This window comes from Actinocrinis sp. (genome assembly GCF_035946395.1).
Classification (GTDB): domain Bacteria; phylum Actinomycetota; class Actinomycetes; order Streptomycetales; family Catenulisporaceae; genus Actinocrinis.
In genome coordinates this window covers 1-10,817 of the sequence record NZ_DASYZI010000311.1, presented here as the reverse complement: position 1 = coordinate 10,817, position 10,817 = coordinate 1, and the positions used below count along the sequence as shown (strand labels likewise).

Here is a 10,817-nt window from a genome sequence, read left to right as displayed (position 1 = left end):
TGCCGTCGTGCAGCGCCTTCACCCCCGGCGGCGGGGAGCCGAAGGACTGGTTGATAGCGGGGCAGCTCGGCACTGCGGTACTGGGTGAAACGGCCTTGGGCAACACGGAGTTCGGCGAAACAGACGCGTGCGCCGACAAGGTGGCCTTGAACCGCTTGTTCGTGTCGACGTAGTGCGGCACGGCGTAGGCGAAGTCGTCCAAGCCGACGACTCCGGCGATATCAGCGGCGACCCCCGCATCGAACGTCGGCGCAGTCGTGTTCGCGTAAACATGGCGGCTGCCCACCTGGTAACCGGTGAAGCTCGTGCCGAACGCGGCCCTGGCCTGCGCGACGGTCGCGGTGACCGGGATGAACAATCCATCCGCCGTCACCGGACCCGGGGTCAATCCCGCGGCCTTAAGCGCGGCGTCGACCGCCGCCACCTCGGCGGCGGAAGCGCCGAACCGCTCGGCGACCTGACCCTTGGCCAGGAAGTGGTGATAGTAGGGCGACTTCGGGTCATTCACCTCGTTCGCCACCGCCTTGAGGGCCGCCACGTTCGGCGTGTTCAGCGCAATGTCGAGAGTGAGCTCGGCCGAGTCGGCCGGCCCAGCCGCCGCCCTGGCCCCGCCCGGGACCACCGGCACGTGACCGACCGCAACGCGGCCGCTCACCGCAGCGTGCCCCGCAGCGGCAAAAGCAACCTGCGCGACACCGAGGGCGAGAGCCGTGGCCACAGCCGGGACCGCGACCCGCCGGGAACGCCGGACACCCACGGACGACACGCCTTCGACAGGCGCACCTTCAGGAGGCACGGCGCTACTGGAACTGTTCACATCTATCCCCATGTTTCTCATGCCGTATTTCGAATGCGATTGTGCTGAGAGCCGCCGGTCCCCCCATGGGAGCGGCGCACGCCGGTGCCCCGGGACGTGACAATATCCCGGGGCACCGAAAGCTTTGGCGATGGCTGAGCCAACCGGCCTGAGGCGCACCTGGAACCAGGGCGTTGCGATGCAGGGCCGGGGTCGCGTCGCCTGTCACGCACGCTCGCGGCGTCGGCGCAGCGTCCGCGTACTCCCCGGTACGCGCACGCCCCTTCGCCCAACCCTCCACCTTGCGATTGCACGCGCCGGGCGCCGCGCCCTGATCCGGCCTCGCATCGCGAACACGCGCCAGGAGCACGCTGAAAATCTCGCCCCGACCGCCCGGTTTGCTCCGGCTCGCCAGTAAACATCGATCGGGGCAAACCGATATGAGCCGGGCGCGTTTTCAAGATCCTCATCGGTTTCTAGAACGTGTCGAAGAAGCCCGCCATGTCCGCGATCATGTCGAGGTTGCCCCCGCTGCCGTTGTAGAAGTCGACTGCCTTGCCCTGGTCGGTGCTGTCCTGGCCGGCGGTGGCCAGCGCCAGGTTGGCGGCAGTCTGGCCGGGGCTGAAGTTCAGATTCGACACGACCGGCCGGGTGACGCCGTAAGGGTAGACCGTCAGGTAGCCGCCCGCCACAGTGTTTGTGACCGTGGTGGTGAGTACGAACCCCGTCATCGCGACGGCCACGCCGTTGCCGGACGCGGTGCTGTCCAGGACGACGTACTCGGCCTGGGCGCCGGGTATCGGAGTGTTGCCGGTGGAGCGGGTGTCCGCGACGCGGGTCGGGTCGATCGGCGTGTAGTCACTGGCCCCGCTCGCACTGAAGTAGCCTGCGACGTCGGCGATCAGCTGCGTGCCCGAACTGTAGTTGTAGAGGTCGATCTTGCCGTCGGCGCCGACCGGCACGATCACCATGTTCGCCAACGTGTCGCCGGGGTTGAAGTTCAGGTTGGACGCGGTCGGCCGGGTCGTGCCGTCCGGGTAGGCGGTGATGTAGCCCCCGCCGATGGTGCCGGTGACCGTCACGTTGAGCGCGACCGCCTTGACGGTGCCGGCCGCGGCGGGCAGGGCACCGCCGTCGGCGCCCGCGATGGTGAGGGTGACCGCCTTGCCGAGTCCGACGACGCCCTTCGGCGCGCCGGTCCCGTAGCGCGTGTCCAGCAGCCGGGCCGGGGTCAGTGAGGTGTACCCGCTCGCGGAGGCCGCGGTGAAGTAGCCGGTGACGTCGGCGATCAGCTGGGTCGTGCCGGTGCTGTTGTTGGTCAGGTCGACCGAGCCGCTCGGGCCGAGCTTGACGATCGCGAGCGTCGCCACGGTCTGGCCGCCGATGAAGGTCACGTTCTGCGTGCCCGGCTCGGTTTCACCATCCGGGTACGCGGTGATGGTGCCGTTGGCGGTCGGCGCGGTGACCGTGAGGTTGAGGACGGCGGCTTGAGCGTTCGCCGGAATCGTGGCGGTCCCGCCGACCTTGAGCACGACCGTGCCCCCAGCCGCGACGGCAGCCTTCGGCGCGCCGGTGCCGTTACGCGTGTCGAGCAGGCGAGTCGGGACGTAGGGCGTGTAGTTGGTGCCCTTGGTCGTGTACGCGCCGCTGGCCGTCGCCTTGTTACCGGCGGAGTCGGCGACAGTCACCGAGACCGTGTACGTACCGGGCTTGGAGTACCAGTGGTTGATCGCCGTGCCGGAAGCGCTGTTGAGCGGCGCACTCCCGTCGCCGAACGAGAACGAGTACCCGGTGATGGTGCTCCCGGTGTCGGTGCTGCCGTCGGCGAACGCCTGGATGGTCTTCGTGCCGAAGTCCGAGAACTGGAGGACGGCCGTGAGCGTTCCGACCGTCTGGCTGGTGAAGATCTTGCCGTTACTGATGGTGCCGGCGGTGCTGGCGGTCGACACGCGCGCGGTGTCCGCAGCAGTCCCCGCGTACGCGGAGGCGGGGACCAAGCCCCCGACCGCGGCGACGACAGCGGCGGAGAACACCAGGTGACGCTTGTGCAAAGCGAGTTCCCCCCACAGGAAGTGGCTATGACCCGTCTGAAGACTCTCAGAGTATCGACAGGGCCTTAATGTTACGGTGCCCGCTGGCCGGGGCGACTAAGACTATGTCGCAGAATTGCACCAACTACGGTAGCTGTAACGTCACGCGTCACAAGTGCCCCAATGACCGTCTCACGCGTCTATTTCGATCACCACCTCACGCGTCGCGCAAGTGCAGCGCCAAGCCGCCAACGAGCACGGCTCCACCGGCCCAGGCGGCAAGGACGCCGAGCCCTTCCCACGGCCCGATGGGCAGGTTGGCGAGGTTCCTGGTGGCCTGCACCGCCAGCCCGGCGCTCATCGGCGTGTAGCGTTCGAGGCGCCTGTGCCAGTGCGGGTCACTGACTGCCTGCGCGATGACCGGCGAGAGGTAGAGCAGGCCGAGCACGATTCCGATCGCCGTGGCGGATTCGCGCACGAGGGTCGCAATGCCGAGGCTGAGCAGCGCGATCAGCACGAGGTAGAGCGCCGAGCCGGACGCGGCGCGCAGCACGGGGCCGTCGGCCAGCGACAGCGGCGGGTAGCCGTGCGTCACGGTGAAGCCCTTGCCAGGCATGACGAGCCGCCCGATCAGCACGGATCCGAACACGGCGACGGCGCCGGAGAGCAGCGTCAGGCCGCTGACCAGCGCCGCCTTCGCGGCGAATACCGTCAGCCGCCGCGGCATGGCCGCGAAGGTGACGCGGACCATGCCGGTGCTGTACTCGCCGCTGACCGCCAGCACCGCGAGGATGGCCACAGCCGCCTGACCGAGGTAGACGCCGGTGAGGCTGACCTTTGCGGGATCCCGGCCGCACTCGGCGTCCAGGCAGGTGGTGGCGGCCACCGACATGGCACTCACCGCCACGGTCAGCCCGGCGATAGCCAGCACCAGCCAGATCGTGCCCGGCAGGGTCCGCAGCTTCGTCCACTCGGCGTGCAACGCATCCCGCAGGCTTGAGGCGCGCAAAGCCCCCCGCGGCTTTGCCCCGCTCAAGCGACTCATGCGACTCAAGTTGCTCATACGGCTCATGCATCCCTCCGGCGCAGCCGCAGGAACGCCAGTCCCAGCGCAACCGCCGCGTAGGCACACAGCACACCGAAGCCGGCCCACGGCGAGAGCGGGAAGTAGCCGTTCGCCGGCGTATAGGTTGCCGTGACCTGCGGGTACGGAACCAGGCTCTGCTGGACCGCGAACGCGGCCGCCGGCGTGAGCCTGGTCAGCCACTGCGCGGTGCCGCCGGGCAGCACCTCGGCAACCGCGAGTATGTACGGCAGCACAATTGCCACGATCACGAGCGTCACTGCCGCAGTACTGCGCCGGAACAAGGTGCCCACTGCCAGCGCAAGAACCGCGACGACGGCGAACATGGCCGCCGTGCCGACGATGAGCCGAAGCTCGGTCGTCGCCGGAATCGGGAGTACGTACGTGCCGTGGTTGTACGCCATGTGATTGCCGAGCGGGAGCGCGACCGCGGCGGCAATCAGCCCGGTCACGAAGGCAACCACTCCTATCACGGTCGTCTTCGCCGCCAGCATCCGACCGCGTCGCGGACTGGCGGCCAGCGTGATGCGGATCAGGCCCCGCCGGTACTCGGCGGTGATGAACATGGCAGCCACGACGATGACTGCGATCAGCCCGGCGAAAACGCCGACCAGACTCTCCTCTGCGGCCCGCTGTGCGCCCGGTCCCTGACCACCTGCCGGAGCGATATCACCACTCCCGGTCACGGTGAACGTACCGTCGGTCTGCTGGAACTGCTCGTTCTGCGCCATCGACAGTGCTCGCGCCGAGTCGTCTCCGATCGCGCTGCCGGTCCAGGCGCCAGCGGGCGACGAGCTCTGAAGCGCGACGTTGTCGAAGGTGCCGGTCCCCAAGGTCGGGCCGCCGGTGCTGGATCCACCGCCGAACGAGTCGGACGTCACCGTGTAGCCGGGTGAGGTGGTGAACAGGCCGACTTGGACGGTTGAGGGTAGCCCGGCCAGCGTGGCGGTGCCGACCTGGGTCCAGTGGACGCCGTCGCGCGAGTCGTAGCCGGAAACGGTGTCGCCGGAGCGGGTCAGCCGCAGCCATTGCGGAGATGTCGCCGTGGCAGTGCCCGAGTCCCCGGCGATGTCGTGGCTGTAGTTGTACTGCATACGCACGCCGTTGCTGCCCGTGACCGCCATCGCCGCGTACGCCGAACCCTGCGTGGTGTTCTGCTTGATGATGATCCCAGCCTTGGTCCACGGCTGGGTGCCGGGTGTCAGCCCCGCCGTGCCCGCGTCGGGTTGGATCGCACCGTGGGTCGAGTAAAGCCCTGTCAGCGACGTCACGCGCACCGTGATACTGCCGTCCCCGGTCAACGGCTGATGTACGAAGTAGAAGCTGTCGGAGACGGCCTCACCGTCCGGCCCCAGTGGCGGATTCTGGCGGCACGCCGCGCCGCTTTTCGAGTCCGACCCGTCCGGGTTGCTGCCGCAGACGATGCTGCCGCCGACTGCGACCAGCACCCCGAGTCCCACCGTCAGCAATACCGCGATCACCAGCCCAATGGTCCAGCCGCGGACAGTCCGCAGCTTGGTCCACTCGGCCCGCAGCAGCTGCGCGAAACCGTTGCGTCCGGGGCGCACCGTGGAACGGTAAGGCGTGATCTCGGTCGTGCTCATCGTGCCACCTCCTCGGCGCCGTCAACGGCGGACGCGGCGCGGAATTCGACTGCCTCGCGGGTGAGCTCCATGTACGCCTCTTCCAGCGTCGCGCGGTGCGATGAGACCTCGGAGAACGGCACCGTGTTCTGGTTGAGCAGCGCGACGACGCGTTCCGCCGTGAGCCCGGAGACGGTGAGCGTGTCAGGCCCCGTGGACGCCACGGTCGCCCCGGCGTTCGCCAGCACCGTCATCGCCTGGGTACGTGCGCCGGTGCGCAGCGCGACCCGGTCGCCGGACGCCGCCGCGATCAGTTCCGCGACGCTCGCGTCAGCGATGACCCTGCCGCGGCCCACGACCACCAAGTGGTCAGCGGCGCCCTGCAACTCACTCATCAGATGGCTGGACACCAGCACGGCCCGGCCCTGCGCGGACAACGCCCGCAGGAAGCCGCGCATCCACACGATGCCCTCGGGGTCCATACCGTTGAACGGCTCGTCCAGCATGAGCACTGGCGGATCGCCGAGCAGCGCCGCGGCGATGCCGAGCCGCTGCCGCATGCCCAACGAGTAGCCGCCGGCCTTGCGGCGGATGGCCGACCGCAGGCCGGCCTGCTCGACGACTTCGTCTACCCGCCGCGCCGACAGCCCCTGGGAGTGGGCGAGCCACAGCAGGTGGTTGCGTGCGGAGCGGCTCGGCTGCAACGCGGAAGCGTCCAGCAGCGATCCGACGTGGCTAAGCGGGTGCCGCAAGTTGCGGTAGGGCACTCCCCCGATCAACGCAGTGCCCTCGTCCGCGGCGTCGAGACCGAGGATCACCCGCATGGTGGTGGACTTGCCGGCGCCGTTCGGGCCGACGAATCCGGTGACCTGCCCCGGCTCGATCGCGAAGGACAGGCCGTCCAGGGCCGGCGTCGGCCCGAAGCGTTTGCGCAGGCCGTTCACTTCAATGGCTGCTTCCATGCCAGGCAGGCTAGGCGGCAGGTGGCAGCCGAATCGTCACGCCACGGAGCAATCTTCGCCGTAGCTTGTCCGAGGGATGCCGGGCGCCGCGCATCCCCCACACGAGGGACACCAATTTCCCCGGCCGAGGGGACGTCACCGCAGCCACCGGCGACGACAATGGCTATGCGGCTTGGGATTTGTTGGCTTATGGAGGAGATTCGTGGGCGCAGTGGGTGACCGACGTGATCGGCAGGCGGAGGTGGGGTGGCGGCTGGCCACCGCTCCCCGCATGCCTGTCGCCGTCGTGACGCTGCTGAGCCTGGCGGCGCTGTTCGAATTGGGCTTGCGTACAATGGTCAGCCGCACTGCGCGATTCATGCCGAACACCGACGCGCCGCCACAGCCGACCGAGCTCCTGCACATCGGGAACACTCAGATGGGTCTGCAAGCCGTTGTGCTGGTCTACCTACTCTGGCTGACAACGACGGTGCCGCCGGCGTTCCTGCGCCCGGCTGCCGCAGCAGTGGCGGTCTGTGTGGCGACCGTACTGTCACTCGGGCTCTTTCATACGTTGACGATCGCAGGTGCGTGCATGCAGGCGCTCGTGCTCTACCGGCTCGGGCGGACCGGCGCGCACGTGCTGGCTCCGCTGCTCGCCGCCCCATTCCTCGTATTCGCGCTCGTCGATTCCGAGCCGCGCGGATCCGAGACGCGGGTGTTGACCGTCCTGCTGGCAGTACTTACCTCGGTGGCGGCCTGGGCCGGGCTTGCGCACCGTGCGCGCGACGAGGCGCTGGCACAGAGCACGGCGCAGGAGATAGCAGCGAGCAATCTGCTGGAGCACACGGCGCGCGGCGAACGTGCCCGCATCGCGCGCGAGTTGCACGACGTCGTCGCCCACCACATTTCGATGATCGCCGTGCAGGCCGAGACGGCGCGCGTGGCCACACCGGACATGCCAGCCACCGGAGCGCGCAGGCTGCTGGAGATCGGCGACACCGCGCGGGCCGCGCTGACCGAGATGAGGCGGCTGCTCGGTGTGCTGCGTGATGATGCACGCGACGCGGACCCGGAGCAGCGACGCGCGCATTGGCCGCACGCCGAGCGGCGGCCACAGCCGACCTTTCAGCAGCTCAACGAGCTACTCGATGACGCCAGGAACGCATCTGGGACCGGCATACGGCTGATCGTCTCCGGATCGCCGGCCGGGCTCGATCCCGGCGTCGAACTCGCGGCGTACCGCATCATCCAGGAAGCGCTTACCAACGCACGGCGTCACGCACCGGGTGCTGCGGTCGACGTGGAACTGCACTATTCCGCTGATACGTTGCGACTGCGCGTGCGTGACAACGGACCGGGACCGCCGCCCGCGACATCAGGGGGATCGGCGGCACCGGTCGCTGGTCATGGTTTGCTCGGGATGCGTGAGCGCGCCACGGCCGTCGGCGGCCGGCTGAGAACCGGCACGACGGCGGTGGGTGGATTTATCGTCGACGCCACGCTGCCCACCAAGGCGGAGGTGGAGGCGATCACATGAGCGCGGAGTCATTGGGTGCGGGGTCACTAGGTGGAGGGGCACCGGGTGCAGAGTCATTGGGCGCTGAGCCAATTAGTACTAGGCCAATGAGTACTAGGCAGTTGAGCACCGGACCATCAAGCGGAAGGCCGTTGAGCGGCGAGCCGTTGAGTAGCGAGCCGTCGAGCACGAAGGCGCTGAGTAGAGAGTCGTCGCGCGCAGAGCCGTCGGACACAGCAGAGCCGTTGGACACAGGGGCATCGAACACGGGGGCGCTGAGTGCAGGAGTGCTCAGTGCAGAGGCGGTGGATATCGGCGATTCGGATCCTGCGCCTGCGAGGGTACGAGTCGTCGTGGCTGACGATCATCAAGTGGTTCGCAGCGGTTATGCCGCGCTGCTTGACGCACAGTCGGAATTCACGGTTGTCGGCACGGCCAGCGACGGCGTCGAAGCGGTACGGATCTGCCGCGAGTTGCGTCCGGACGTGGTGCTCATGGACGTGCGGATGCCGAGGATGGATGGCATCGAAGCCACCAGGCAGTTGCTCGGCCCTGGCCATGAAGCGCCGACCGATGGATCGCCCGCCGAAGGATCGTCTGCCGACGGATCACCTACTGACAGATACCGTGGGCCGCGCGTCATCGTGTTGACGACGTTCGACCTCGATGAGTATGTCTACGACGCGCTGCGTGCCGGCGCCAGCGGCTTCCTGCTCAAGGATGTCACCGCCGAGCGGCTTTTCGACGCCGTACACGTGGTGGCAGCTGGCGACGCGCTGATCGCACCGTCCATCACTCGTCGGCTCATCAGCGAGTTCACCCAGCTGCGCCCGAAATCGGAGACCAGGTCGGAGACCTCGCTGGCCGCACTGACACCGCGCGAGACGCAGGTGTTGTGCCTCGTCGCCGAGGGGTTGTCGAACCACGAGATCGCGGCGCGGCTCGTCGTCACCGAGGAAACCGTGAAGACTCACGTGAGCAGGATGCTGAGCAAGCTCGGGCTGCGCGACCGGACCCAGGCGGTCGTCGCCGCTTACGAATCAGGGCTGGTAGTGCCTCGTTCTCATCCAATGTCCCGCCAGCGGGACCGGCCATGAGCGGCCTGGGATAGGGAGTGGTAGCGGGACCCCAGCGACCCGGCTGAGGAAGAGCTCGCGGTCGCCGATGTCAGAGAAAGCGCCCTGCAATATGGCCAGGCGCCAGTTCAGGGCAGTGTGGAAGTGTCAGGGTGGGAACATCAGCGTGGCAGACCACGCCATCGGGGATCTCCTGATCGTTGGGCTCGAAGGGCATCAGCGCTGCTTGGAAAAGTCAGCACAGGAGAGTCAGTGTGGGAAAATCAGTGTAGGAGTGCCTCGTGGGAGCGCCTGCGTGACGCGACGCTGTCGGCGCGGCAGGTAGCCCTCGTCGACCGTGTACCGCCCGGCCAGTTCGGTGCCGCCGACGACTGCGATCCACATCCGTGTTCCTCCTTTCTGCGGTGACTGTGCTCGAACGACGGTGCTCGAAGCCGCGTCTATCCGTCGATCACTGAGCCATTCTCCGTCTAGTTCAGTAGCTGTATATCCGCTGGGGGATCTGTTCGGGTGCCTCAGGCGGTGGACGACTCCGGTGACACGCGCTGGCGGCGTATGAAGAGGGTGTCCGCGGCCATCAGCAGGACCCCTGCCGTGTAGGCCGTGGCAGCGCCGACCGGCAAACGTCCGTCCGGCGCGAAGCCTGCGATGGCGAATCGGGCGAGCGCGAAGCTGGTCAGTGCAATCGCCGCGTACAGCAAGGGTGAGTAGCCACCAGCTGCCTTGCGCGGCGCCGCAATCAGTTCTGCCGGGGCGGGATTCAGCGCGGGGTTCGGGGCAGGACTCAGCGCGGACGTGGGGGCGGGATTCAGTGCGGGATGTGGGGCGGGACTTGGGGTGGGACTTGAGGTGGGACTCGGCCTGGAACTCGGGGCGGGCCGTGCTCGTGGGCGACGAAGGCGGCGGCTCGCGAGGACCAGGGGCACCAGGAGTAGGGCGAGGATGGCCATCCACAGCGGTCGCAGGATCCACCACTGGGCCGTTCCGGCGGCCGGTTGTGACAGTGCGCCGCTCGGATACAGCAGCACGCCGGCTACCACGACCGGAAGCATGTGCCACAGGTAGACGGTCATCACCTCGCTGTTGCAGACCTCTACCAGGCGTCGCGGCAGTGGTCGCTTTAGCCGCCGTGAGACGCTCGGCGCGATCGCGATCAGCGTGCTGAGTTGGGCGGCCGCGTAGGCTTCAAGGGCAATGGACGGCGGCGCGGTGTTGTTGATCCGCTGGCCCTCCATGCCGATCAGGCTCACCGGGAACAGCCCGGACCACTCCAGCGCGACGAAGACCGCCGCACCACCGGCCGCGATCAGCCAGGTTCGGCGAGGCGTGCGAGCCAGCGTGCCGTCCTGCCAGGCGAAGCCGAGCTGATACGCCGCGCCCCAGACCAGCACGTAGTTCAGCCAGCCGAGGGCTCTTACATGCGCGGTGATGACGAGGACGTCAATCGCCGCTGCGGCAAGGGCCATCGCTGCTGGCACGGCCGTCCCCCAGCGCCGGTGCGCAGCGTACGACACCGGAGTCAGCAGGGTGAGTATCAGATATACCGGCAGGAACCACAGATGGAGCGCCACGGCCCACCCGGCCAGGTCGAGGGTCTTTGCGGAGACTCCCGCGCGGGCGGCGGCAGTCGTCGCGACGAGGGCGGCGGCAACGTACCAGGTCGTTGGTATCAGCAGACGCAGGGCGCGCCTACGCAGCCAGCGCGCGGCGTGTCCTGCGTCGTTTCCGGCACGACGCCAGCTGACTCCCGCTGCAAAGCCGCCGACGAGGAAGAAGACCGGCATGACC

9 protein-coding genes are annotated in these 10,817 nt (G+C 68.1%); 2 read left to right on the top strand and 7 right to left on the bottom strand.

Going from position 1 to position 10,817, the window contains the following annotated elements; all coding sequences use genetic code 11:
* From VGS97_RS18950 to VGS97_RS18930, 5 genes are all read right to left on the bottom strand, one after another.
* Positions 1 to 757, bottom strand: a 757-nt coding sequence (locus VGS97_RS18950) for a protease pro-enzyme activation domain-containing protein (RefSeq protein WP_326854913.1), incomplete at its 3' end; no start/stop codon positions are given.
* Positions 758 to 1,272: 515 nt separating this feature from the next.
* On the bottom strand, positions 1,273 to 2,847 hold the full coding sequence (locus tag VGS97_RS18945; RefSeq protein WP_326854912.1) for a PKD domain-containing protein: 1,575 nt from the start codon (positions 2,845 to 2,847) through the stop codon (positions 1,273 to 1,275).
* 196 nt (positions 2,848 to 3,043) lie between these two features.
* Positions 3,044 to 3,871, bottom strand: coding sequence for an ABC transporter permease (locus VGS97_RS18940; RefSeq protein WP_326854911.1), 828 nt, complete (start codon positions 3,869 to 3,871; stop codon positions 3,044 to 3,046).
* 23 nt (positions 3,872 to 3,894) lie between these two features.
* Positions 3,895 to 5,514, bottom strand: a complete 1,620-nt coding sequence (locus VGS97_RS18935) for an ABC transporter permease subunit (protein ID WP_326854910.1) — start codon at positions 5,512 to 5,514, stop codon at positions 3,895 to 3,897.
* Entirely contained in the window at positions 5,511 to 6,455 is a 945-nt protein-coding gene (locus VGS97_RS18930; protein ID WP_326854909.1) for an ABC transporter ATP-binding protein, read from the bottom strand. The genes VGS97_RS18935 and VGS97_RS18930 overlap by 4 nt, the downstream gene beginning before the upstream one ends.
* A gap of 271 nt (positions 6,456 to 6,726) precedes the next feature.
* Between VGS97_RS18930 and VGS97_RS18925 the strand changes: the two genes are divergently transcribed.
* Complete coding sequence (locus VGS97_RS18925; RefSeq protein ID WP_326854908.1) at positions 6,727 to 7,974, top strand: sensor histidine kinase; 1,248 nt, start codon at positions 6,727 to 6,729, stop codon at positions 7,972 to 7,974.
* A gap of 290 nt (positions 7,975 to 8,264) precedes the next feature.
* Positions 8,265 to 9,050: a response regulator transcription factor gene (locus VGS97_RS18920; protein WP_349262186.1), complete on the top strand. Its 786-nt coding sequence runs from the start codon at positions 8,265 to 8,267 to the stop codon at positions 9,048 to 9,050.
* Between the two features lie 228 nt (positions 9,051 to 9,278).
* On the opposite strand, the gene VGS97_RS18915 is transcribed toward VGS97_RS18920, so the two are convergent.
* Positions 9,279 to 9,413 carry a hypothetical protein gene (locus VGS97_RS18915; protein WP_326854906.1) on the bottom strand — a complete coding sequence of 45 codons (135 nt, stop codon included), beginning with the start codon at positions 9,411 to 9,413 and terminating at the stop codon, positions 9,279 to 9,281.
* Positions 9,414 to 9,544: 131 nt separating this feature from the next.
* On the bottom strand, positions 9,545 to 10,817 hold a 1,273-nt coding region (locus VGS97_RS18910), incomplete at its 5' end, for an acyltransferase family protein (protein WP_326854905.1).

Coding starts and splice junctions, on each gene's coding strand:
- VGS97_RS18925 (WP_326854908.1), top strand. CDS start 6,727: ATGCCTGTCGCCGTCGTGACGCTGCTGAGCCTGGCGGCGCTGTTCGAA.
- VGS97_RS18915 (WP_326854906.1), bottom strand. CDS start 9,413: ATGTGGATCGCAGTCGTCGGCGGCACCGAACTGGCCGGGCGGTACACG.
- VGS97_RS18940 (WP_326854911.1), bottom strand. CDS start 3,871: ATGAGTCGCTTGAGCGGGGCAAAGCCGCGGGGGGCTTTGCGCGCCTCA.
- VGS97_RS18930 (WP_326854909.1), bottom strand. CDS start 6,455: ATGGAAGCAGCCATTGAAGTGAACGGCCTGCGCAAACGCTTCGGGCCG.
- VGS97_RS18935 (WP_326854910.1), bottom strand. CDS start 5,514: ATGAGCACGACCGAGATCACGCCTTACCGTTCCACGGTGCGCCCCGGA.